The sequence below is a fragment of the Anaerococcus octavius genome, assembly GCF_900445265.1.
Classification (GTDB): Bacteria; Bacillota; Clostridia; order Tissierellales; family Peptoniphilaceae; genus Anaerococcus; species Anaerococcus octavius.
Genome location: NZ_UFTA01000002.1, coordinates 1,771,834 through 1,796,136, shown reverse-complemented (window position 1 = coordinate 1,796,136; position 24,303 = coordinate 1,771,834). Strand labels below are relative to the sequence as shown.

Annotated in this window: 24 protein-coding genes; 7 read left to right on the top strand and 17 right to left on the bottom strand. The window is 32.6% G+C overall.

All coding sequences use genetic code 11. The features are described 5' to 3' along the window. The 12 genes from selD to prdC all read right to left on the bottom strand — a co-directional run bounded on the left by selD (nucleotide 1) and on the right by prdC (nucleotide 11,577). Nucleotides 1-1,014 (bottom strand): selenide, water dikinase SelD, encoded by a 1,014-nt coding sequence (gene selD / locus DY249_RS08590; protein ID WP_115595875.1) that lies wholly within the window; start codon nucleotides 1,012-1,014, stop codon nucleotides 1-3. Between the two features lie 13 nt (nucleotides 1,015-1,027). After that, nucleotides 1,028-2,179 carry a double-cubane-cluster-containing anaerobic reductase gene (locus DY249_RS08585; RefSeq protein WP_101540767.1) on the bottom strand — a complete coding sequence of 384 codons (1,152 nt, stop codon included), beginning with the start codon at nucleotides 2,177-2,179 and terminating at the stop codon, nucleotides 1,028-1,030. Further along, nucleotides 2,176-2,949, bottom strand: a complete 774-nt coding sequence (locus DY249_RS08580; protein WP_101540768.1) for an acyl-CoA dehydratase activase — start codon at nucleotides 2,947-2,949, stop codon at nucleotides 2,176-2,178. The genes DY249_RS08585 and DY249_RS08580 overlap by 4 nt, the downstream gene beginning before the upstream one ends. Nucleotides 2,950-3,182: 233 nt before the next feature. Further along, a complete protein-coding gene (locus DY249_RS08575; protein WP_101540769.1) occupies nucleotides 3,183-4,127 on the bottom strand; it encodes a sulfite exporter TauE/SafE family protein in 945 nt (314 codons plus the stop codon). 485 nt (nucleotides 4,128-4,612) lie between these two features. Beyond that, nucleotides 4,613-5,560, bottom strand: coding sequence for a sulfite exporter TauE/SafE family protein (locus tag DY249_RS08570; protein WP_101540770.1), 948 nt, complete (start codon nucleotides 5,558-5,560; stop codon nucleotides 4,613-4,615). Nucleotides 5,561-5,570: 10 nt separating this feature from the next. Next, the gene (locus DY249_RS08565) at nucleotides 5,571-6,578 is read right to left on the bottom strand and encodes a proline racemase (RefSeq protein WP_101540771.1); all 1,008 of its coding nucleotides are present in this window, start codon (nucleotides 6,576-6,578) and stop codon (nucleotides 5,571-5,573) included. Between the two features lie 251 nt (nucleotides 6,579-6,829). Further along, nucleotides 6,830-7,075, bottom strand: a complete 246-nt coding sequence (locus DY249_RS09555; RefSeq protein WP_218565054.1) for a hypothetical protein — start codon at nucleotides 7,073-7,075, stop codon at nucleotides 6,830-6,832. Nucleotides 7,076-7,102: 27 nt separating this feature from the next. After that, nucleotides 7,103-7,546 carry a glycine/sarcosine/betaine reductase selenoprotein B family protein gene (locus tag DY249_RS09550; RefSeq protein ID WP_218565053.1) on the bottom strand — a complete coding sequence of 148 codons (444 nt, stop codon included), beginning with the start codon at nucleotides 7,544-7,546 and terminating at the stop codon, nucleotides 7,103-7,105. Then, on the bottom strand, nucleotides 7,546-7,752 hold the full coding sequence (locus DY249_RS08555) for a CBO2463/CBO2479 domain-containing protein (protein ID WP_101540773.1): 207 nt from the start codon (nucleotides 7,750-7,752) through the stop codon (nucleotides 7,546-7,548). The genes DY249_RS09550 and DY249_RS08555 overlap by 1 nt, the downstream gene beginning before the upstream one ends. Before the next feature lie 22 nt (nucleotides 7,753-7,774). Next, on the bottom strand, nucleotides 7,775-9,706 hold the full coding sequence (prdA, locus tag DY249_RS08550; RefSeq protein WP_115595873.1) for a D-proline reductase (dithiol) proprotein PrdA: 1,932 nt from the start codon (nucleotides 9,704-9,706) through the stop codon (nucleotides 7,775-7,777). Between the two features lie 132 nt (nucleotides 9,707-9,838). After that, the gene (locus tag DY249_RS08545) at nucleotides 9,839-10,261 is read right to left on the bottom strand and encodes a hypothetical protein (RefSeq protein WP_101540775.1); all 423 of its coding nucleotides are present in this window, start codon (nucleotides 10,259-10,261) and stop codon (nucleotides 9,839-9,841) included. An 11-nt stretch (nucleotides 10,262-10,272) separates the two neighbouring features. Beyond that, on the bottom strand, nucleotides 10,273-11,577 hold the full coding sequence (prdC, locus tag DY249_RS08540) for a proline reductase-associated electron transfer protein PrdC (RefSeq protein WP_101540776.1): 1,305 nt from the start codon (nucleotides 11,575-11,577) through the stop codon (nucleotides 10,273-10,275). Between the two features lie 457 nt (nucleotides 11,578-12,034). Between prdC and DY249_RS08535 the strand changes: the two genes are divergently transcribed. Next, nucleotides 12,035-14,707, top strand: a complete 2,673-nt coding sequence (locus tag DY249_RS08535; protein WP_115595872.1) for a cation-translocating P-type ATPase — start codon at nucleotides 12,035-12,037, stop codon at nucleotides 14,705-14,707. 44 nt (nucleotides 14,708-14,751) lie between these two features. Here the strand turns inward: DY249_RS08535 and DY249_RS08530 are convergent, their stop codons facing one another. Continuing rightward, entirely contained in the window at nucleotides 14,752-15,168 is a 417-nt protein-coding gene (locus DY249_RS08530) for a YjdF family protein (RefSeq protein WP_115595871.1), read from the bottom strand. Nucleotides 15,169-15,615: 447 nt separating this feature from the next. On the opposite strand from DY249_RS08530, the gene panD reads away from it, so the two are divergent. From panD to DY249_RS08515, 3 genes are read left to right on the top strand one after another with little or no spacing between them, the layout of a single operon-like run. Then, the gene (gene panD / locus DY249_RS08525; protein ID WP_101540778.1) at nucleotides 15,616-15,999 is read left to right on the top strand and encodes an aspartate 1-decarboxylase; all 384 of its coding nucleotides are present in this window, start codon (nucleotides 15,616-15,618) and stop codon (nucleotides 15,997-15,999) included. A gap of 59 nt (nucleotides 16,000-16,058) precedes the next feature. Then, complete coding sequence (gene panC, locus DY249_RS08520; RefSeq protein WP_115595870.1) at nucleotides 16,059-16,898, top strand: pantoate--beta-alanine ligase; 840 nt, start codon at nucleotides 16,059-16,061, stop codon at nucleotides 16,896-16,898. Between the two features lies 1 nt (nucleotide 16,899). Next, on the top strand, nucleotides 16,900-17,850 hold the full coding sequence (locus tag DY249_RS08515; protein ID WP_115595869.1) for a bile acid:sodium symporter family protein: 951 nt from the start codon (nucleotides 16,900-16,902) through the stop codon (nucleotides 17,848-17,850). 417 nt (nucleotides 17,851-18,267) lie between these two features. Here the strand turns inward: DY249_RS08515 and DY249_RS08510 are convergent, their stop codons facing one another. The 3 genes from DY249_RS08510 to DY249_RS08500 all read right to left on the bottom strand — a co-directional run bounded on the left by DY249_RS08510 (nucleotide 18,268) and on the right by DY249_RS08500 (nucleotide 20,438). After that, entirely contained in the window at nucleotides 18,268-19,188 is a 921-nt protein-coding gene (locus DY249_RS08510; protein ID WP_115595868.1) for a nucleoside hydrolase, read from the bottom strand. A gap of 157 nt (nucleotides 19,189-19,345) precedes the next feature. Next, nucleotides 19,346-19,906, bottom strand: a complete 561-nt coding sequence (locus DY249_RS08505) for a chromate transporter (RefSeq protein ID WP_115595867.1) — start codon at nucleotides 19,904-19,906, stop codon at nucleotides 19,346-19,348. Beyond that, nucleotides 19,899-20,438, bottom strand: a complete 540-nt coding sequence (locus DY249_RS08500) for a chromate transporter (protein WP_115595866.1) — start codon at nucleotides 20,436-20,438, stop codon at nucleotides 19,899-19,901. The genes DY249_RS08505 and DY249_RS08500 overlap by 8 nt, the downstream gene beginning before the upstream one ends. A gap of 137 nt (nucleotides 20,439-20,575) precedes the next feature. Between DY249_RS08500 and DY249_RS08495 the strand changes: the two genes are divergently transcribed. Genes DY249_RS08495 through DY249_RS08485 form a run of 3 tightly spaced genes read left to right on the top strand, consistent with a single transcriptional unit; the run spans nucleotide 20,576 to nucleotide 22,665 of the window. Further along, nucleotides 20,576-21,028: a hypothetical protein gene (locus DY249_RS08495; protein WP_115595865.1), complete on the top strand. Its 453-nt coding sequence runs from the start codon at nucleotides 20,576-20,578 to the stop codon at nucleotides 21,026-21,028. Beyond that, nucleotides 21,021-21,995: a CehA/McbA family metallohydrolase gene (locus DY249_RS08490; RefSeq protein WP_115595864.1), complete on the top strand. Its 975-nt coding sequence runs from the start codon at nucleotides 21,021-21,023 to the stop codon at nucleotides 21,993-21,995. The genes DY249_RS08495 and DY249_RS08490 overlap by 8 nt, the downstream gene beginning before the upstream one ends. Nucleotides 21,996-22,005: 10 nt before the next feature. Next, on the top strand, nucleotides 22,006-22,665 hold the full coding sequence (locus tag DY249_RS08485; protein WP_115595863.1) for an HAD family hydrolase: 660 nt from the start codon (nucleotides 22,006-22,008) through the stop codon (nucleotides 22,663-22,665). Between the two features lie 274 nt (nucleotides 22,666-22,939). On the opposite strand, the gene DY249_RS08480 is transcribed toward DY249_RS08485, so the two are convergent. Continuing rightward, complete coding sequence (locus DY249_RS08480; protein ID WP_115595862.1) at nucleotides 22,940-24,301, bottom strand: class II fumarate hydratase; 1,362 nt, start codon at nucleotides 24,299-24,301, stop codon at nucleotides 22,940-22,942. Between the last annotated feature and the right edge of the window lie 2 nt (nucleotides 24,302-24,303).

The window sequence follows — 24,303 nt, the reverse complement described above, 5'->3', positions numbered from 1 at the left end:
TTATTTTACAATGATAGGGTAAGATCTTTTTTTCATTACTTCCCCTATTTCATATATATCCATATTTTGTTTTTTAAACTCTTCAATTATCTGATCAGCAGTATCTCTATCAACTGCAACTAGAAGTCCACCACTAGTTTGTGGATCAAAAAGTACTTCACTTAGAGCAAAGTCATCTTTGTGAAACTCTACTACATTTTTTAGGTAGTTTCTGTTATTTTGCCCACCTGATGTGAATAAAAATTCATTAGCCAAATCCAAAGCCGGATTAAGTATTGGTACTTTTTTGCTATCAACTATTACAGAGTAATCTTCCCCAGCCATCTCTGATAAGTGGCCTAAAAGTCCAAATCCTGTTACATCAGTTGCCGCATGAATATCATAGTTTACAAAAATATCTCTTGCATATTTATTTAATAACTTCATTTGGTCTGTGCAGGTCTTAAAATCCTCATCACTTACCAATCCTTGGTTGTATGATCCTGTTATAAGTCCTGTTCCAAGTTTCTTTGTAAGCAAGATTACATCTTTATCACAAGGTGTGTTATTTTGCCAAATTTTATCTATATCCACTTTTCCTGTTACTGATAAGCCATATTTAGTTAGATTATCATGAATAGAGTGACCTCCAACTAGGGAAGCCTCCGCTTCACTTACTTTATCATTGCCCCCACGAAGGATTTCTCTTAAAATATCAAAATCTTCTTCTAATGGGAACATTGCAATATTTAGGGCACTTACTACTTCCCCACCCATGGCATATATATCACTGAGGGAGTTTGCAGCAGCAATCTGCCCAAAGAGATATGGGTCTTCTACCATAGCTGGGAAAAAGTCTAGCGTTTGAATTATAGCTGTTTTATCATCTATATTTATAACTGCAGCATCATCTTTGCCATCAAAACCTACAAGGACATCTTCACGTCTATATGGTTTTATATCTTTTAGTAAAGAATCTAAGTTCCCTGCGGCTATTTTGGCATTGCATCCGCCACAAACATCTAATTTACTCATTAATTCCCTTTTCCTATAACATTTCTATAAAGGCAGCCATTCTTGTATTTAGCTGACCTATATCTGCTTTAGAAAAGTCAGTTTCTACAAACATATATGGGATGCCTTTTTCTTTAGTAACAAATCTTTTTATTTTTTCTCGCTCAACTATATATGGGTGACAGGCAACTAAATCCATTTCTATAACCCCATCTGCATCGTATTTATCGATCAATCTGCTAAGTAAGTCTAGGCGATTAGTATCTGGTGTCATAACTGAACAGCCTATATCTAAATATCTACGAGCAATAGCTTCATTAATATCATCAGTTTCCAAATCGATATTATTATCAAAATTTTTCTCACCTGAGCAGTTTTCAAAGCTTACTACAACTGCACCATTATCCTCAATAGCTTTTATAACTTTTTCTGTAGCTCCACCCATTGGGCAACCTGTAATAATTATCCTTGGTTTTTTTTCTAATTTTTCCGGATCATATTCTTGGCGAATTTTTTCTGCTATAGCATTTATTTCATCTGCTACTACCGTCTTATCCATTTTAAATTGTGATCCATAAGTTACATGGAAAAAGTCAAGACCACTCATTGGTGCTGGATCAAGCTGCATAGTATCTGCCAAGTTTTTTTGAGCATCTCTTATATCATTGCCAACCTTTGCCCATTTTATAAGCTCATCATCAGTGATACTTGTATCTAATTTATTTTCTAGATATGATCTAAAATCTATAACTTCGTCTTTCCAGTAGCGTAGGGCTTTTTCATTTTGTGTTTGAGGTAGGTGCATGATATATACAGGTTTTATATCATTCATCAGCTCGTACATTTTCTTTTTGCCATCACAAGTTGTTTCTCCAACTACTATATCTGAAAAATAAAAAAATGGGCATTTGTCAGTCTTTGCAAAACCATAGGATGATTTTATAAGTGGGCATAGGTTTGATGGCAAATCTTTTTCTGCTTCTGGAATAGTTTCATCACTAGTTGAGCAAAGTCCAACTGTACTTGCTCCGGCTGCCCAAGCTACTTCCTCGGGAAAATATGTGCAGTATGCACCGACCAATGGAATTCCCTTATCTTTTAACTCTTTTACTTCCAAAAACGCATTTTTTCTTTGATCTGCAAATTTTTCAAAAACTTCCGGTAAATCTTTTACTATATCTGTCATCTTTTCTTCTTCTCCTTTGCAAGTAAGGCTGCACCGTAGGATCCGGCAAATTTACCATTTTCTGTAGTATGAACTGGTGTATTTAATTTTTCGCTTAAAACTTTTGCAAAATATGCTACATTTGATAGGCCACCTGTAAGGATCACCTCATCTTTTATCTTTGCACGACCTGCTAGCTGGCTTACTTTTTTAGCAACAGAATCTATGACTCCTGCTGCTATATCTTCCTTATTTCTGCCTTCACCTATATAATTTATTACTTCTGATTCTGCAAAAACTGTACACATGGCACTTATTTCTATAGGATCTCCCTGGGCTGCTAGATCAAAAAGCTCTTCTAAGGTGAGATTCAGTTTATTTGCCATGATTTCTATAAATCTACCTGTGCCGGCTGAGCATTTATCATTCATCAAAAAATCAGCTACAAATCCATTTTCTAAGCTGATTACTTTAGTGTCTTGACCACCCACATCTATAATGGTAGTTGTTTTTGCTCTGGAAAGTTCACGACCTCCTCTAGCATGGCAGGTAATTTCTGTTATTTCAAAATCTGCATATTCTACAGATATACGTCCATATCCTGTGGCCACGGTTCGACAATTTTCACTTTCGGGATTTACATCATAGTCTTCTATAAGTTTTTGTTTAATGAGTCTAGCAGTTTCCTTGCTAGACCAGCCAGTTGGCATTACAAAATTTGTTATATCCTCATTTTTTATAAGAGTTATTTTTGCAGCAGTAGACCCTATGTCTATTCCTACATAATCCATTCTTCCTCCAATAAAAATATATTTTAAAAAAGAAAAATAGTGTACTAGCATATCGCTTATTTTTCTTTAAATTTTTCATTATTTAACTTATTATTAGCTAAGTGTACTTATTGAAAAAACTCAATTTAGCCTTATATTCACTAAACTTTTTATTGCATTATTGTCAATTTATTGCTTAGATCTTTTAGCATAAAAAAAGACAGGATTTAACCTGCCTTTTCTATAAATTTCAATTAATTTTCTTCACTTGATCCAAATACTTCTTGACTTACTTCTGGATCTATAATATATGAATCATCTTCGTGGTTAGATTTACTTTTTTTAATCATTGATATGGCTGTGTAATAGATTACAAGGATAATGACTATTTTAAGTGCATCAATATTTGCATTTTTTACTCCGAGGTATGCACAAACAACACCCAAAAGTCCAAATAAATTGATAAATACGGCTGATGTCCTATCATAAGCTTCCTCTTTTATAAATCTAATGCCAGCTGTTGGCATTAGTATAGCACAAGATCCCATCATAATTGGAAAAGCCGATTTGATATTCATGCCTAAAAGTGAAACCATAGCCATGCATGGTGCGTATAGGCCAACTCCTGCACACATTAAAACTCCTAGGATAAAGTTTCCTATAACTGCCACTACAAGTTTTATTCCAGATAGCCCTATGGCTGTATTGTTCATTTCAAACAAGCCTAGGTATGGATGAGTAATAAGCATAACTGTTGCAGCAATAAAAAGGGCAACTCCCATTATAAGCTGAACTTTTTTCTCATCCATTTTTGCTATTATCCCAGCTCCTATATAAGAACCTATAGTAGCTGATACTATCATCAAAACCAGGGTAAGAGGATCTATCTGTATAGCTGCTGTAAATAAAATAGCCTCAAGCAGTGTTGGTAGTGAGCAAGAAGCATTGAGGGTACCAGGTATTAGTTTATCATTTACCTTTACTTTTAGAGCAGAAAATAAGGCTACAATGTTACCAAAAGCACCTATACCTAAAGAATCTCCAAAATTTACTAAAAAACCTATAAATGATTCCTTAACTTTATCTATTGTGGAAACCCTTTTTAAATCTTTTTTGTTTTTTGCTACATCCATACCCAAATATCCTGCATATCCTATAAAATATGCATAATATAATCCTTTTAATATATTTATTATCATTGCTATCTCCTTAAAATTTATTTTTATTTTTTATTTTAGATTTATAAAAAGCTTAATAATAGCTTATAAATATTATTTTAAGGAAAATACTACCGGTACCTTTGCTATGCCATTTCCCACACGTCTTACACTTTTATTAGCAGTAAAACTGTAGTCAGCATTGTTGTATTCATGGAATCTCATAATAATAACTCCTAATAAAAAAATAAATTTGCAGCCATTATAATGTACTGGAACTAAAAATTGTTTACATAAAAAATACACCATATATTGGTGTTATGTAAACGATATATTCTACAACAACATTAACATTTTAAATTTACTTTGTCAATAATTTTTAAAGACTTTTCTCAATACTATATTTTTTGCTAAAATTTGGTTAATTTTTCTATAAAGAAATATTTCAAGATAACACAATAAACAACAATTATTAAATTTCTAAATAAAAAAGACAAGGTCTAAACCTTGCCTAAAATATGCTTATTTTATTTAGATTCAAAAACTTCTTTACTATCTTCATCTACTTTTGTTGTAGTAGTTTCTGAAGTTTTTTCTACTTTTGAAACTTTGCTTTTCTTAAGCATTGAATATCCTGTGTAGTAAATAACTGCTATAATAACGAACTTAAGTATATCGATATTTGCATTTTTTACTCCCCAGTAAGCTGCAACTACACCAAGTAATCCAAATAAGTTAATAAATATTGCAGCAGTTCTATCATAAGCTTGCTCTTTAATAAATTTAATTGAACCAGCTGGCATTAATAAAGCACAAGAACCCATCATAATTGGGAAGGCTAATTTTAAGTTCATTCCTAAAAGTGAAACCATAGCCATGCATGGTGCGTAAAGTCCAACACCTGCACTCATTAAAGCACCAAAGATAAAGTTTCCAATAATACCTACAATTAGTTTCCATCCTGTAAGGCCTGTAGCATTATTTTCCATTTCAAATAATCCTAGATATGGGTGAGTGATAAGCATTGTAGTAGCTGCTAATATAAGAGCTATACCCATAACTTTTTGGATTTTTCTTTCATCCATTTGGGCAATTTTTCCAGCACCAATATATGATCCTATTACTGCTGCTGCAATCATTAATGCTAATGTTAGCGGATCCATATCTACTGCAGATGTAAAAAGAATAGCTTCAAATAATACTGGTAATGTACAAGAAACATTTAGTGTTCCTGGTATAAGCCTATCTGAAATATTTACTTTAAGTGCATTAAATAAAGCTACTATAGGTCCAAAAGAACCAATTCCTAATGTATCACCAAAGTTTGTAATAAATCCAATAGCAGAATATTTTGCTTTATCTTTTCCTGTGGAAGCTTTTAAATCTTCATTATGCTTTGATACATCAAATCCTAAAAGACCAGCAAAGCCCACAAAGGCGATGTAAAATAAGCTCTTTAATACTGTTAAAATCATTTATGACTCCTTATGAAAGGACAAAGCCGTGATTTAATGGGTCTTCTTCATTGAAAATAAAGTTATTAAATCCTGTAATATAAGCAGAACCTGTGATTTGTGGAATTATAGCGTCATATTCTCCAATTTTTGTTTCTTCTACAATTTCACCTTCGAAAATTGTTCCAAGAATTGATTCATAGTAGAATTTTTCACCTATTTCTAGTTCACCTTTTGCGTGTAAAGTAGCTAGTTTTGCAGATGTACCTGTACCGCATGGAGATCTATCTACTTGTCCTTGACCAAATACTACACAGTTTTTAAGTGTTGCATTTGGGTTATCTGTTTCTGACCACCATTCAACAAGATCCACTGTTTTAATATGTTCTAGAGTTGGGTGTTTGATTTCAATTTCTTCGTTTATAATATCTCTTAATTGGATACCAAGATCTCTTAATTTTGCTGCGTTTTCTGGAACGATTTCAATTCCTATTTGATCAACTTTAGCTATAGCAAAGAATGATCCACCAAATGAGATATCAAATTTGATTTTGCCATATCCTGGTAATTCTACTTCTTGGTCTTCTTTGTATAGGAAAGATGGTACGTTTTTAAATGAAACTTTTTTAGCCATTCCATCTTCTACGCTAACATCTCCGCGGATAATACCAGCTGGAGCTTCTTGAACTACGTGAGTTACTGGCTCAACTGCTTCAACAATTCCTGTTTCAACAGCAATAGTCATAGCACCAATTGTTCCGTGGCCACACATATTTAAGTATCCACCACCGTCCATGAAAATAATTCCATAGTCAGCTTCCGGGTCAACTGGATCTACTAGCATAGAACCAAACATTTCATTATGTCCTCTCGGTTCAAGCATAATACCAGTTCTTACCCAATCCATGTTATCTTCTAGCCATTGTTTTTTTTCTGGTAGTGTAGCACCAGGAACTTTTGGGAATCCACTAACTACTGTTCTTACTGCTTCACCTGCTGTGTGTCCATCTACAGCATTGATATTTTTTTGAAACTTCATAAATAACTCCTTATAAATATATAAAATAAAATATGTAATGCAAAAGCTTGTTGATTGTAGGAAAAGCTCATTAATTTATCAACAAGCTTTGTACATAGGTAAACGATTTACTCTACATTGAAATTAACACTTAGCGTATTTTTTGTCAATCTATAGTAAAATTTTTTAGTTTTTAGGTTATACATGTGAAAGCAAAGGGAGATAAGATAATCTCCCTTATGTTCACTTCTTATTAGATTTATAAAATAAACCTAGATTGATGCCTCATATTCGTAAGGTAGTGGAACTATATGTCCTGGACTTTCTAGTGTTTCTAGAAGCTCTAAACTATCTTTTACGATATGTGTTTGCATTTCTACATTGTGTGGTTCTCCAGCGTTTGCTCCCATTGGAACTCTTGGTGCAGATACTCTTGGTGCACCATTTTGTCTTGCTACTGGTGGTAAAGCTGCGATTAATACTGTTGGTATACCAGCCTCTTCAATTGCTCTCTGCAAAATCACGGCAGAGCGGTGGCAAGTACCTCAGCCAGCAGTTAATATAGCAGCATCAACTTTTTCATCTAAAAGTCTTTTAGCGATTTCTGGGCCTACTTCTTCTGTGAAGACTTGTACGTTTCCACCGCCACCCATTGTACCAAAGTTTTCTGGTGCGATAGCTCCGATAAATCCTTCATCTACTAATTCTCTAATTCTATCAATAGGGAACATACAGTTGATATCACGGTTAACGTCTGAGTTATCGTATCCACCGTGTGATACCATCAAATCTTCTGATTTTGCATCTCCAGGAATTATTCTGTAAGATGTATCACCAGCTAAGTTAAATCTTTTATCACTTTTTAAGTGTACACCAGCACAAGTTACAAGTGCTACTGTCATATCTTTAAGATCTTTGTTAACTTCAGCCCAAACTGGATCTGGAGTAATAGGTACAAAGATTTCTGATTTTAAACCTTTTACAGCCATTAGATATTCTCCTTTTCTTCGTATTCTTCTATAACTTCTGGATAAGTTAACATTATTCCTACAATGTCGCCTACTTTTGCAGGCTTTTCACTAATTATCATTCTTTTTGGTATGTGTAGTTCCCCAAGTCTACCAAAAAATGATATATGAACTCCCCCATCGGAGATGCCTTTTATAGTGCCTTGTAGATAATTTAAATTACCCATTGGGTCATCATAGTTGTTGTTATTATGCATCTTTCTTTGGATCGAAATCGTCTGCTTCGTAGATTTCTTTACGTTTTTTACTCATTTTTAGAGAAGTTTCGTTTGGAACTAATTCGATTTTTTGACCAGTTTGTTCTTCGATAGCTTTTACGTTAGCTTCTTTTACATCTGGTGTCCATTTTCTGTTTGGCTCTTCGATTTCTTCTCCTTCAATCTTAGCTCTTAACATTTCTAATGCTCTGATAGCATCTTCTTCTGCAAGACAGTTGTTTTCTAAGATTTCGTTTTCGATACCTTGACGAGATTTGTTGTTATCAACCATTGCATTCATGTGTTCATTACCAACTACTAATTGTCCTTGAACAGCTGAATATGTCATACCTACTACTGGTACTCCACGTTTACCAATTTGGTCAATGTGGCTTGCAAAGTCGATGTGATTGTTACCAAATCCTTCTGTTGTAACAATTGCACCTTCTAAGTCCATTGTATCAATTGCGTTTCCTAAAAATCTTGATACATATGATTTATCTGTGTTTGCTTGAGGTGAACCTACAAACATTACACCACATACGTCATAGTCAGGATCTGCTAAAGCTTTTAATACAAGTGGTTCTCTAAAGTAGTGTCTAGATGTTTCTTTTGATGCCGGTCCTATACATGTTAATGCGTGGATAACACCATCTAGTACTTGAAGTGGGTTTACAATTACTGGTACGTTTCCTAAGTCTACGTTAGCTTTTGCTCCTTCAGTACCTACTGGTTCTGTTGGCCAGATATAGTTATCGTGCATAGCACCTTGACCCATGATTTCTTTTACAATTAAGATTTTGTGTTTACCTGGGTGACGAACGTGTTCAAATTCATCTACTCTTTCAACAGCTGATTCATCAAGATCTTTTAATGCATTTCTGATTTCTTGAGTAATTACATCTGTTGCTCTATGAGCTGCCATTGGACCTGGTCTTTCCATGTTTGTTCCAGCTTTGATTGTAACATCAGTTTTGATTAGGATGTCTCCATCATCTGGTGAACCTGGTCTGTTAAATAGGATGTTTCTATCCATTTCACCTTCTGATGAACCGAATTCTCCGATTTGTACTCCGTTTTCATCTGTACCTGTTACTACAATTACAGCACCTTCAACAAGTCTTGTTGTTCCTTCACCAATTTCTGCACCTTCTAATTTTGTTGCAATTGGTTGAACATCCATGATTGTATTTGAGTATTCATCGTATTTATCTGGTGTAATGATATCAAGTTTCATATCCATTACTAGTTTTTCAGAACCAATAGCTTTTTTTATTAAGCTTTCATCGATTGTGATTACACCATCTTCAACTTTAGTTTCATCACCTAGTTTAACTTCTTTAATTTTAACTATTTCTCTTTTTAATACATTTTTTTTGATGTCTGCTTCGCTAACAGCATCAGCTGCATTTCCGTCAACTTCTGATGGATTTGCTACTAAAAGATCGTTATCGTTTGAAGAAACTTGGCTTGCTCCATTTTGAGCTGCTGATAATGGAATTTCAAGGTTGATGTTTTTACCTTCTCCAATGTGGATTTTAACTACACCATTACCTAATTTTGGTGCTACAGCATTTCCTGCTTGTGTATTTAAAGCAGCGTTTGCTTGGTTTGCAGATGCTGTTTCAGTTTCTGCACTTTCTGCTTCTTCGCTTTCTTCTTCAACAACTTCGCTATAATCATCAGTGTTTGCTGGTGTTAAAGCTGTTAATGAATCTGCAGTTGTGTTAAGTGTAGCTCCTATTACTTGACCAATTTTTAATGTGTCTTCTGGGATTTCAAGAATACCCATATCAACCATTTCATCAAATAATGATGGATCTTCTAAGTTATGTTCTGAAAGCACTGTTCCTGCTTCTGCTCTACAGCAAAGAACAGCAACGTCATCTTTATGCTTTTCAGCCATTTCTTTTGATAGTGACATATGTCCTCCTTAAAAAGATATTTATAAATAAATACCATTGCTAGTATCTACTTATATTTATTATAATTATACTATTTATTGAGTATATTAACAATATTTTAACTATATTTTGTAATTATTGAAATTAGTGAATTAGAATTCAAATTCTAATTTTATATCTTTTCCTTCTTCAATATAAATTACAAATCCGTTATTTTCTGTTTCGCTAAAATCAAAGCTAATATCAACATCTTCGCTTGTTGTTGCAGCTTCAATAGCTTGTTCATTTGTTATTTGATCGCTAGATTCTTTAGCGCTAACAACATTTGAAGTATCAACTAAGTCTGCTGTTATAGCTGTAAGTCCTTCTACAAGATCTTTTGTTTGTGCACCAAGCACTTGTCCAATTGTTAATGTATCTTTAGGAATTTCGATTAGTCCTAAGTCTTCTAATTGGTCAAACATTGCTGGATCTTCCAAAAGATTTTCTGTAATTTCAGTTCCCTTTACTGATCTTAGAGCTAAAACAGCTTTTTTATCAAGATTTGCTTGCGCTTGTTCATGTGTTAATGCCATCATTCGCTCCTTTATTTCATTGCTCTTGTTCTTTCAAGACCCATTGAGTCTTTTGCATGGTCTGTAGCATGATGCATTTCCACTGGAATTTTTGCAACGTTTGCTGCTACTGTGTTTGAACAATCTGTGCAGTGACCGATTAGGATATCAGTTGCACCATTTTTGTAAAGATTTAATACTTTTTCTGCTTGTCCTGGACAAATACCTGGGTTTTGGCATTTAAATACGCCTGGTTTTACTTCTTTAGCGTTTTTACATGTTTCATAGCCAACTAAGTCTTCTTCTTTTACGCCCATCATTTCTGCAATATGAAGTAATCTATCTTTGTTTGGTCCACAAGCACAACGGATAATTCCAAGATTTGTAACTTGTTCACATGGATCAGCTACGATGATACCACCAACTGTTTTTGATAAAATTTCTTCTTCAAGCATTGTATGACCTGTGTATGGTCCACCGATGATGATTTCTCCAGAGTTTTCACGAACTCCACCAAATTCTTCGATAATATCAGAAAGAATTGTACCTATTGGATAAGTTCTTACTGCATATTCATTTTTACCTAAATCATTTAGGTTGCCTGCAACTGTCATCATTTTATCGATAAGCGGCTTGCCATCTGTATAAGCGTCATAAATAGCAATTGTTGTTTCTGAGTTCATTACAACTGCATCAGCTGCATTTGGTAGATCAGTTACACTTAGTAATTGGTTTAAAACATCTCTTATGATAGCACGTTCTTCACCAACTGGATACATATTTTTAAGTGGGAATACTCTTATATCTGTAATGTTGTTTTCTTTAAGAAGTTTTGTTAATGCTTTGATTTCTTCTGTGTGAATTATTTTCATAGCAATAAATGCCATTTTTGCATTAATATTTTCTTTAACAAGTTTTACAGCATCAATGAATTTTTGTGGATTTTCTCTAATTTGTGTAATGTTGTGTTCAAGAATTGGTTCACATTCTGATGCATTGATTAAAAGATAACCTTCACCTTTTAAATCCGTATTTAATTTTACATAAGTTGGGAAACCTGCCCCACCAAGACCAATAATACCAGCTTCTCTTGCTACATCTGCAAGATTATCTTTTTTATCTATTTTTAGATATTCTTTATTATCATCTGTTTTTTCTATGTAGATGGCTTCATCAGTTACTTCTTTGACTTTACCATTTACAGATGAATAGATTGGTACTGATAATTGTTCTGGGTCAAAGTCAGCAATTTTTTGGCCTCTTTTAACCTCATCACCATCTTTTACGATAGGTGAAGCAGGAGCACCAATACCCATTCTTAGGTTAAATTTTAACATATATACTCCTTTTATTTTTATAACAATAAGTTATAACACATTCATGATTGCGTCAGTTAATAGACAAGGACGTCTCCTTGTCTATACTAATAGTATGTTTTTTCAATCAAAAAGTCAAGACTTTGAATACGTTTGCTTTATTAAAAATTAGGGGTATTTTTGCAAAAAAAAGTTTTTAAAAATTGTTCCAGTTATTATTTTTAATATTTTTTTAACAATATATTTAGTTTTATATTTAATATCTATAAAACATCTTATTATTTTTAATTTCATTATTGTATTTTCGATAAAACTAGCATATAATTATACTAGCAAAAGGGAGTAGCCCAATTATTTAATCGTCAGAACGAATTTATATTCCGGTTAAATAAACCCTCACACGGTGGCAAGACTTTTGGCAGTTTTTGCCAAAAGTCTTTTTTATTACCATTTTTGCAAAATTTTTATAGGAGGAAATATGGACTACCAAGGTTCTAAAAAAGAATTATTAAAAAAATTAAATTCTGACCCTAAAACTGGTCTATCTTCTAGCGAAGCTAATAATCGCTTGGAAAAATACGGTCCTAACAAAATCGAATCTTCAAATAAAAGATCCTTGTTAGATAAACTTAAAGACCAAATTTTAGATCCAATGGTTATTTTACTTATAGCAGCATCTATTGTTTCAGCTTTTACAGGTGATAAGATAGAAGCTATCATTATTATTGCAATTGTAATTATAAATGCTATTATGAGTATCTACCAAGAAGGTCAGGCAGAAGACAGTGTGGCAGCCTTACAAAAAATGTCTAGCCCAGAAGCAACTGTCTTGCGTGATGGAAAAAGGACAAAGGTAAAAGCTGAAGAGCTTGTACCAGGAGATATAGTTATTCTTGAAACAGGAGATATTATCCCAGCAGATATGAGACTTTTAGATTCAAGAAACTTACAAATTGACGAATCATCATTAACCGGTGAATCAGTTGCTGTCGAAAAAGATGCCGAAGCCCAATATGATAAAGAAGTTGGTATTGGCGATCGTAGTAACTCAGCATTTTCTTCATCAATTGTAACTTATGGTCATGGCGAAGGTGTGATCACTACAACAGGTCATGATACAGAAATCGGTCATATTGCAACAAGTCTTGATTCTGTAGAAGATAAGGAAACACCACTTCAAAGACAGTTAAAAGATTTATCCAAAAAACTTGCAATTCTTGTAATTGTAGTTTGTGCCTTAGTTTTTATTGTAGGCTACTTTAGAAGTAATATGTCAATACTTGAAAACTTTATGGTTGCAGTTTCTCTTGCAGTTGCTGCTATTCCAGAAGGTTTAACAGCGGTAGTAACTATTGTTTTATCAATTGGTATGAACCGTATGGTTGAAAGAAAAGCAATTGTAAAAAATCTAGTATCTGTAGAAACTCTAGGTTCTACAACAGCTATTTGTTCAGATAAAACTGGTACACTTACACAAAATGAGATGACCATTACAAAAGTTTTCACAGATTTTAAAGAATTTGATGTAGAAGGCTCTGGTTATACTCCTAAAGGTGATATAAAACTTGATGGTGAAACTATTGAAGATCACGATCAAATCAAACTTTTAATGACTGTGGCTTCACTTTCAAACGATGCAAATCTAATCGAAAAAAATGGCAATTTTGAAATTACAGGCGATCCAACAGAAGCAGCTATGCTTACACTTTCTGAAAAATGGAATATTGTCCAAGAAGATTTAAATGAAGCTCACCCAAGAATTGATGAAATACCATTTGATTCTGAACGTAAAATGATGACAACCTTCCACGAATTAGAAGGTAGTTACTATGCAATGACCAAAGGAGCGCCAGATATTATGATTAATAATTCAAGCAAAATCATGATCGATGGCAAGCTCGAGGACTTTACAGATGATTTAAAACAAAAGGTTTTAGAGGAAAATACAAAACTTGCCAAACAAGCTCTACGTGTAATGGCTTATGCCTTTAAACCATATCAAAGCTTAGAAAATGAAGAACTAACAACAGAAAATATCGAACGTGAGATGGTATTTGTAGGGCTAACAGGAATGATAGACCCACCAAGACCAGAAGCAAAAGCTGCAGTTGAAGAATGCCACAACTCAGGTATTGATGTATTTATGATAACTGGTGATTATTTCGAAACTGCCCTTGCTATTGCCAAAGAACTTGGCATTGCAGAACGCGAAGACCAAGCTATGCAAGGAAGTGATTTAAATAATAAATCAGAAGAAGAAATAAGAGAAATTGTAAAAACAAAAAGAATATTTGCCAGAGTTTCCCCACAAAATAAGGTACAACTTGTAAATGCCCTCCAAGCAAATGGCAATATAGTTGCCATGACTGGAGATGGAGTAAATGATGCTCCAGCAATTAAAAATGCTGATATTGGTATATCAATGGGTATTACGGGAACTGATGTTGCAAAAGATACTGCAGATATGATTTTAGTTGAAGATAACTTTGCAACAATTGTAAATGCAGTAGAAGAAGGAAGAGTAATTTTCTCAAACATCAAAAAATTTGTATCCTTCCTACTTTCATGTAACATTGCAGAAGTTGCCATAGTATTTTTATCAATACTCTTTGGCTTGCCAAGCCCACTTACACCAATCCAATTACTTTGGCTAAACCTAGTAACAGATGCTTTCCCAGCCCTAGCACTTGGTGTAGAACCAGCAGAAGCTGACATAATGGAGCGCGATCCACGTGATCCACATGATTCAATTTTAGCTGGAGAAACAGGAAAGGGAATCATTTTTCAATCAATCGCAATTACAATTTCAGTACTTGCAGCCTATATCATAGGATTAAAATACATCTTCCCTAATAATATAGAAGGTGCCCACACTATGGTATTTGCAACACTTATTACAAGTGAGCTTTTAAGAGCCTTCTCAGTAAGAAGCGAAAAATATACCTTAAAAGAACTAGGATGGTTCAGCAACAAAAATTTAGTAAAAGCAAATCTATTATCATTTGCCCTATTACTATTAGTAATGTATGTACCACCACTTAGAATTCTTTTCGAACTTCAATTTATAAGCTGGCAATGGTGGATAATAATACTATTATCATTCCTACCATTATTAATTGGAGAAATTAGAAAAAGAACTAGAAGAAAATAAAAAAATAAACCCTAAGCCAAATGGCTTAGGGTTTTTATTAACGACTATCTCCCTTTATGCTTTTGTTTGCGTTTTTTCTGTTTAATATCAAATTTTCTTTGTTCTTTCAAAATTTTTTTCTGCTTTTTTGTAACTTTTCTTTCTAATTTATTTTTTTTCAGCTGTTTTTGTATGAGTAATTGTGACTTAGTTTCAATACCTTTTTTCTTATTTTGCTTGCCTATCTCTCTTTGCATTCTTTTGGGGTTAATGCTTTTATTTTTTATTTCAATTTCTTCTTTCTCAGTAAATTCTAACTTACTGTAGTTCTTTAATATAAAATTATACACTTCTGGATTTGTAGGTTCAGATCCAAATACAACTCTACATATTGCTAAAGTATTGCCTTCTACTTTTTCAAAAACTCCTACCCAAAATGGATATTCAAAATAAATTGTCAATTTTACTGCTACTTTTTTCATAACAGACCCTCCTTATTAATTTTTCAAAGAATGGACAACCCGGAGGGGAAGGTTACTTACCTAAATAAATAATATTTAGACGACTGGGCTACCTACCAGTTCTAGAATATCATCTGATATTCATTGCGTTTCTATCTTTGACTAGTTCATACTATACTACAAATATATACTTAACTAAAACTTTACTTAATACAATTAATTTACATAACATAAGTTAGCACTAGTATAAAATTACTCTTGTTAATATTTTGTTAAATAATATAGTAGCAGTGGAGATGGTATTTCTAGTGAAAACTATACTCTTTTACACCATTATATTTTATTTTAAAAAATGAGCTTATATAAGTAATGAGACTCAAAATATTAATTAGTTACTTAGACAAGGCCATTGATTTTTTATCGTTAAAAAATAGATTATTAATAGCCTTGTTTTTTTAAGGAGATTTTATGAATATTGAAATGTTAGAGGGAAAAATACATAGAGCGACAGTTACAGAGGCTAATCTTAATTATGTTGGCTCTATCACTGTAGATGAAGATTTACTTGAAAAGTCAGGTATAAGAGAATATCAAAAAGTACAGGTTGTAGATATTGATAGTGGAGCAAGACTTGTAACTTATACAATAGCTGGTAAAAGAAATAGCGGTGTAATTTGCCTAAATGGTGCTGCTGCAAGACTCGCCTGTCCTGGAGATAAGGTAATAATTATGGCTTATGCAAGCTATAATAAGGAAGAATTAGAAAATTATAGTCCCAAAGTAGTCTTTGTGGATGATGAAAATAAAGTTAAGAAAGTATCAAATTACGAAAAACATGGAACTTTATCTTAAGTAAAATATAAATTTAGTGGTGTATGAGGCTATCTCTAATATATTTAGAGGAGATTTTTATGAAAATTGTTAAAGACATTGATGAACTAAGGAGAGACCTAAAAGGATACAAATTAGAAGGCAAAAGTATAGGACTCGTTCCTACTATGGGATATTTACATGAGGGGCATGCTAGCCTTATAAGAAAAGCTCGTGCAGAAAATGATATTGTAGTTGTATCCGACTTCGTAAACCCTATACAATTTGGTCCAAAGGAAGATCTTAAAACTTACCCTAGAGATTTAGAATCTGATAGTAAGCTATGTGAGAATATAGGTGTAGATTTTATTTTCGCACCAGAAGCTAGCGAAATGTATCATGATAGAAAAACTTTTGTAGATATAGAAGATATGTCTAATAACTTATGCGGAGCAAAACGACCTGGTCACTTTAGAGGCGTTTGTACAGTTTGTACCAAGTTATTTAACATCACTGGAGCCGATAGGGCTTACTTTGGTCAAAAGGATGCCCAACAAGTAGCTATTATCAAAAAGGTTGTTTTTGATTTAAATATTCCGATAGAGATTATCCCTTGCCCTATAGTAAGAGAGGATGACGGATTGGCTTTATCTTCTAGAAACACTTATCTATCAGGTAAAGAAAGAAAGGCTGCCCTTTGCCTATCAAAAGCTATCTTTAAAGGAGAAGATTTAGCTAAAAGTGGGTCTAGTGTTAGTGAAGTTTTAGAAAAAATGAAAAAAATTATATCTTCTGAAAAACTGGCTAAAATCGATTATATAAGTGCAGTAGACCTTACTACTATGGAAGATGCAAAAGACTTTGATGGAGATAGACTTGTTGCAATAGCGGTATTTATTGGAAAAACTAGACTAATAGATAACTTCATCTATAGGAGATAGTATGAATAGACTAGCTAACATTTCACAAAAGATAACCAAAAATATCGGGATTATAATAATAGTATTTTCATTAATAGCCTATTTCTCACCTCAATATTTTTCGTGGATGACCTCATACACTACTATATTTTTGGCCATAGCTATGTTTGGTATGGGAACAAGTATTGATACTAGAGATTTAAAAAAAATAATAAAAAATCCCAAAGAAGTGTTAATAGGATCTTTAACTCAATTTACAATAATGCCTTTATTAGCATGGTTATTAGCTATAACTTTTCATGTAAATAAGGATATAGCTTTAGGGATAATTCTAGTTGGATCTTGCCCTGGCGGTACAGCTTCCAATGTCATCACCCACATAGCAGGAGGGGACGTATCTATGTCAGTATCTATGACTATACTTTCCACACTTCTTGCACCTATAGTAACACCTGCCTTGGTATACTTATTAGCTGGAAGATGGGTTGATGTTTCAATAATTGCTATGTTTAAATCAGTAGTTAAAGTAATCCTTCTACCTGTACTTTTAGGAATTTCAATAAAGAAAATAAATCCTACAGCAGTTTCAAAGTCAAAAGATGTATTTCCTCTTATCTCCTCTTTAGCTATAATCCTAATAATATCAGGAATTATAGGAGCAAATGCAGATAAGATTGCTAAATCAGGACTTATAGTATTAGTAATAGTAGCAATTCACAACGCCCTAGGTCTTTTAGGTGGTCTACTAGTAGCAAAACTAGCCAAAATGGATTATGATAAGGTAACTGCCCTTGCAATAGAAGTTGGCATGCAAAATAGTGGGCTTGCCATACAACTTGCAAGTGTAAATTTTGCTTTAAATCCACTAGCAACGTTACCAGGAGCTATATTCTCTATTTGGCATAATATTGCAGGGTCTATATTTGCTTCTATTAGAAAAAACAAAGTGACTGAGCTTAAATTATCTTACTAAGAAAAAAATGAAGCTATTGCCTAATGAATAAACTGTCCCAAAATCATTAGAAGAAGCTCCACAGAAATTTTGCCTCCACACTGGCAGACTAAAATTGACCTATCTACCATGGGAGGCAAAATTTCCTAAGAGAACCTTCTAATGATGGGACGATAATTACTCATAGTTTTTCAAAAGTTCCTTTATTATATAACGTTTAACTTAGTAACCGTTTTATTCTATTTCAGCAAGATAATCTTTATATAACAACTATGGAAAAAAACTATTACTACTACTCCAACAATTATAAGCATAACTGCGACAGAATTTGAAGTTTGTTTATATAAGATAGAAATTCCGTGATGTAAGAACAACACTCCAAGTATTAAATTTATAATAAGTTAGGCAGTTCTTTCCTTTCATAATAATCCCCTTTTATTAAATCAGAGTTTTTATAAAAATCTCTTTAAATTTTTCTTTATCAATATCGCTAACAAAATTAATATTTTTACTAGCAGTAGAATTTATCCTCAAATCAGCTACTGTCATGCCTCTTGTAAATTCTCCTTTTGTTTCTACATCCATATGAAGCATTTGGCTTTTAAAAATTTCTGGATTTGTGTGATACATTACCGCTAGGGTATCGTGCATGTAAGTTGTGTAATTTTCCTCACTACCTGCTTGTTTTATTCTAATATCCATAATCTCTGATAATATTTTATTTATTTTTTTATCAGATTTTTTAAATTTTTCGTGCATATCTAGATTATAACTTGTCTTAGTCGTTACATTTAGACCTAGCATATTTATTTTTATCCCACTTTTAAATACTATGGATGCTGCTTCTGGATCTGCAAAAATGTTAAACTCTGCATTTGATGTCACATTTCCCATGCCAACAGCTCCACCCATTATTGTAATTTCACTTATTTTTTCTTTTAAGTCTGGCCTTGATAATATAAGACTTGCAATATTTGTAAGAGGACCCACTGCTATTATCAAAGTTTTTTTATTTTCTTCTAAAACTTTTTCCATAGCTTTTATTGCCGATTGATTTTTTAAATCAGCTAACTCTTTATCATTAAAAGTATAACCTAAAAGTCCATTTACTCCGTGAAATTCTTCTGCTAATATTTGCTTACCCAAAATAGCTTTATCAAGTCCTTTATAAATTGGGACTTGCCAATCCATAGCATAAGCTAAGCCTTGTAAATTTCTTGTAGTGTAAGCTAGTTTTACATTTCCAGCAACAGAAGAAAGCATTTTAACATCAAAAACATCACTTTTGTGTAAAAAACTTAAAGCAAAAGCATCATCTATACCTGGATCTGTATCAAATATTGTAGGTGTTTTATTCATAATTAATCTCCCTATTTTTAATTTCTAAAAAGAAAAGTCGGAAATTATTCCATCTTTATCTTTTTACTAAATCTTATCTGTCCTATTCAAATTAAGATATTTATAAAATCTTAAAACTATATCATAGCTAAAATTACTAATTTATTTAAATTTTCATTTATAACGAAAATACTACTCCAATAACTGCGCTAATGCCAATGATTGCAAGTGGATGTACTTTTTTAAATTTAATTAAGACAAAAAGATAGATTGCAAATAAAACAAAGGGAACCATTCTAATTAAATCTCCTAAATTTCCTGTTTGTTCAAATAAAGGAACATTAAAAAGTGTTAGAATAATCACCGAACTCATAGCACCTAAAATTAAACCAGCTGTAGCAGGGCGTATGGTTTCAAACATATCGTGAACTAATTTTGAAGATTTGAATTTTGCCATCATCCTAGCAATTATAAGAGTAATTATAATAGGTCCAGTAATTAGAGCTATAGTAGCTAATATAGCTCCAAAAACTCCATAGGATTTATATCCGGCAAAAGTAGAAATATTTATACCAATAGCTCCAGGAGTAGATTCAGAAACTGCTATCATATCTAATAAGTCTTCTTGGCTAAACCAGCCAAAGTGTTTGGACATCTCTTGCAAAAATGGAATAGTAGCCATACCTCCACCTATGGCAAAAAGTCCTGTTTTAAGAAATTCCCAAATAAATCTAAGCATTTTTTCCTGCCTTTCCTAGTAAAATACCAAAAATCCCAACAGAAACTACAATTATAACTGGAGAAATTTGCAAAAACCCTATAGCTACAAATGTTAGCAAAAATATGGCAAATTTTAATGGTGTTCTTGCATTTTTCTTTACCATCTTTAAAACCGAATAAAAAACTAAGGCAGAAACACCTATCCTAATACCAGCAAAAGCATGTTGAATCCAGACAATATGGCTGAAATTTTCCAAAAAATTTGCAATAATTAAGATAATAATTATAGATGGTGTTATAAAACCAAGGGAAGCTATTATCCCACCAAGATTTCCAGCTTGGGAATATCCACAAAAAGTTGCAGTATTTACAGCAATAATACCAGGTGTAGATTGGCCTATTGCATAATAATCCAAAATTTCATCGTGAGTTGCCCATTTTTTATTCTCTACCACTTCCCTTTCCAAAAGTGGCAGCATGGCATAGCCCCCACCAAAGGTAAATAAGCCGATTTTGGTAAAAGTTAAATATAAATCAAGTAAAATATTCAAAATAAACTCCTTATTTTCTCTCCATTTTAAGTATAGCACAAATACTTTATTAAATAATATTTTACAAAAAAATTACATAAGGCTAATAGAATTTTTTTATAATAAATTTTGACATATAAAAATAAAAAGGATTAAAAATGCTAATTATTGATGAAGATTTAAAGTTAAATAAAAAAGATAACCTAAGCCACAGACGATTTCCTTTTACTCTTGATCATAGTTTTGACAAATTGATTATAAAACTATCTTATGCACCAAGATTCGTACCAAGTGATGAAAAGGAAAATATACTGGCAGAAGCTGTCGAAAAATATTTGCAAGATGATATTTATAGCAACGAAGATCGAACTAGCACCCTAGATGCAAATATAGAAAATTTTATAACAACAAGTCTTTTTTATGAAAGAGAATTTGTAGGTGCCTACCACAATAAAATAGATGACCAGGAAATAATGATTAGCCACGAATTTTCTTCTCGTGGTTATAAAAAATTTGCAATAAAGCCAGGAGCTTATGAATTTGTCTTGTCCATGCACTCTTGCAATAGTAATGTTGATGCTAAAATTTCTGTGGAGGCAATAAATGACTAATTTAAAATACTATCCAGTTTTACTCCACTCACACACCCTCCATTCAGATGGTCATATGACTCCAGAAGAATTAGTCAGAAGTGCCAAAGACTTTGGATATAAGGCGATGTTTTTAACAGACCATAATACAGATGCAGGTTTAGATGAAATTTATGAAAAAAACTTTGATAAAGATATTTTACCAGTATTTCACGGAATAGAGTGGACAACTTTTTATGGCCATATGCTTATACTAGGCTCTCATGATGCAGGAAATTATACAAAAGCAACTCTTAGCAATATGGAAGAATGCATAGATGAAATCCAAAAAGAAAGTAAGGATGCAGTTTTTTCAATAAACCATCCTTTTGATATGGGCAATCCTATTTGTACTGGTTGTCATTTTGAATTTAATATAAAAGATTATTCAAATTTTGCCTATCTTGAACTAATAAATGGAGAAAATAGTGAAAACAGCAAATCAACTAAGCTTGCCTACAAATTTTGGAAAAAACTTTTAAATGAAGGCTATAAACTTGCAGCTCTCGGAGGTCGTGATTGGCATGTAAAATCAAAAGATGATGACACAGTTCCTATAAATATGCTTGGAATAAATGGCGATTTAAATGAAAAAAATATTTTAAAAGCTATCAGAAATACAAATACCTATCTTACTTATGGTCCTATATTTACTTATAATTTTAAAAATACTGAATTAGGTGAAGTTATAGATGACGGTGAATTTTATGGTGAAATTAAGCTTGGAAATGGAAATTTTAAAAATACTAAATATATAAATATAGTTCCTAAAAAATTAATAATCTATAATAACAATGAACTTATTTTCGAAGAAAAAATAAGTTATGAAAAAGACCTTAACTTTATTATAAATCCTAAAAAGGGGTATCTAAGATTTGAAGTCCTTGGGGATTTAAAAGATAAAAAAAATATTAGACTACTTATAACTTCCCCAATATTTGTAAAATAAAGGAGAACAGATGAAATTATTATTTGATTGTGACGGCACAATACTAGACTCTATGCATATTTGGGTAGATCCGATCAATGAAGTATTTGAAAAATACGGATTTAGACTAGACACTCTTCCAAAAGAGGAAAAAGGTAAAATCGAAGCTCTTCCACTCGATGGTATGTGCAAATTTATTGCAGATGAGCTTGCCAAAGACATGACAAAGGCAGAAGTGCGTGATTACTTTGATGAAATTATCTATGACGGTTATAAAAATTCTTTAATGCCAAAAGCTGGAGTTATCGAAAAATTAGAAGAACTTCATAAAAAAGGCTATGAAATGGCCATTGCTTCATCAACGGATTCAATTTATTTAAAACTAGCCTTTGAAAGATTAAATATAGATCAATACTTTAGCTTTTTAACCACTCCAGATATAACCAACTTAAAGAAATCAGATAAAGAATACTGGCAATATGCTATTGAAAAATTAGATGTCGATGCGAGTGAAATTATTTTATATGATGATGCCCTTTATGCAATAAAAGTAGCAAAGGATGTTGGTATCAATACCTGCGGAGTAAAAGACTTTCCATATAATGAAAATGAATGGGAAGATATAAGAGAAAATGCCACAATGTATTTAGACGGTATTTGGCAAATAGATGTTGATAATTTGTTGGTATAAAATAAAGATTTTTAATATATAATGTATTTCTTCGTTTAAGGGAAAACCCGGGGAGTTTGTCCTTTAGTCACCGGACGGACTAATTTCTCCCCATCAATTTTTCCTTTAACCCCTCTTTTCGTAACCTCATCGAAACGACCATTGCATGAAGCAGGCTAATTTGTTGTTGATTCGCAACCTGCATTTAAATATACATTACTCTAAACTTTTTATTAAAATATAAAGCTAAATTCAAATCTAACCATTTATACAAAAATAAATATTTTAAGACACCTTAAACCATCTTTGAAGGATCAATCAACTTATCAAATTCGCCTTCATCTAAAAATCCTAATTCATTATTGGCTTCTCTTAAAGTAAGTCCTTTATCAAAGGCGTGTTTTGCAAGCTTACTAGCCTTATCGTAACCTATTTTTGGAGATAAAGCTGTTACTAGCATTAGTGAGTTCTCCAGATTTTTTTCTATATTTTCTTTGTTAGGGCTAAGTCCTTCTATCAAATTTTCCCTAAAGCATTTAAGAGATTTGGATAAAAGAATTATGGATTGGTTCATGTTATAAATTATTAATGGCATATAGGTATTTAATTGTAATTGACCTTGGCTATTTGCCATTGATATTGCAAAATCATTTGCCATTACTTGGATAGCCACCATTGTTATTGACTCAACTTGTGTAGGATTCACTTTGCCCGGCATAATAGATGAACCTGGTTCATTTGCTGGAATATTTAACTCATTTATTCCAGACCTTGGTCCACAGGATAAAAATCTAATATCATTTGCAATTTTATATAGATCACTTGCCAATGTTTTTATTGCTCCATGAACTGATACCATAGATGATTTGCTGGATAATTGGTAGAATTTATTGTCATCTGAAATAAATTCTGTATCTAATAGTATGGACAATTCATCTGCGACATTTGCTCCAAAAGTTTTTGAAGCATTTAACCCAGTACCTACTGCAGTACCGCCAATGGCAAGTTTTTTTAAGGATTGGCTAGTTTCTTTTAATACTTTATAATCACGTTCTAACATCACTTTCCATGCTGAAATTTCATCCGAAAATTTGATAGGGGTAGCATCTTGTAAGTGGGTTCGACCAGTTTTTATAATATCAAATTCTTTTTCTTTTTTAGATAAGATTGCAATTGTTTCTTCTATTTGTGGCAATAAGTTTTCTCTAAGGCTTAAAAGACTTGAGATATGCATAGCTGTTGGAAAAACATCATTTGAAGATTGACTCATATTTACATGGTCATTTGGATGTATAATATTTTCTCCTGCTTTTTTATTGGCTAAATGAGCAATAACTTCGTTGACATTCATATTTGTTTGAGTACCAGAACCTGTTTGCCAGATAGTTAGAGGGAATTGATCATCATAATTGCCTAGTAAAATTTGATTGCAAGCATAATTAATCAAATCTTTTTTCTTATCACTAAGTTTGCCTTCATCATTATTTACCTTTGCTGCCGCTTTTTTTATATTTACTAGTGCCATTAGCAAAAATTTTGGCATAGTTTCTACATCTTGTGGAAAATTTTCCAAAGATCTTTGAGTTTGAGCTCCCCACAAAGCACTTTCTTCTACTTCTATTTCTCCTAGTGAATCTTTTTCAATTCTTTTTTTCATTT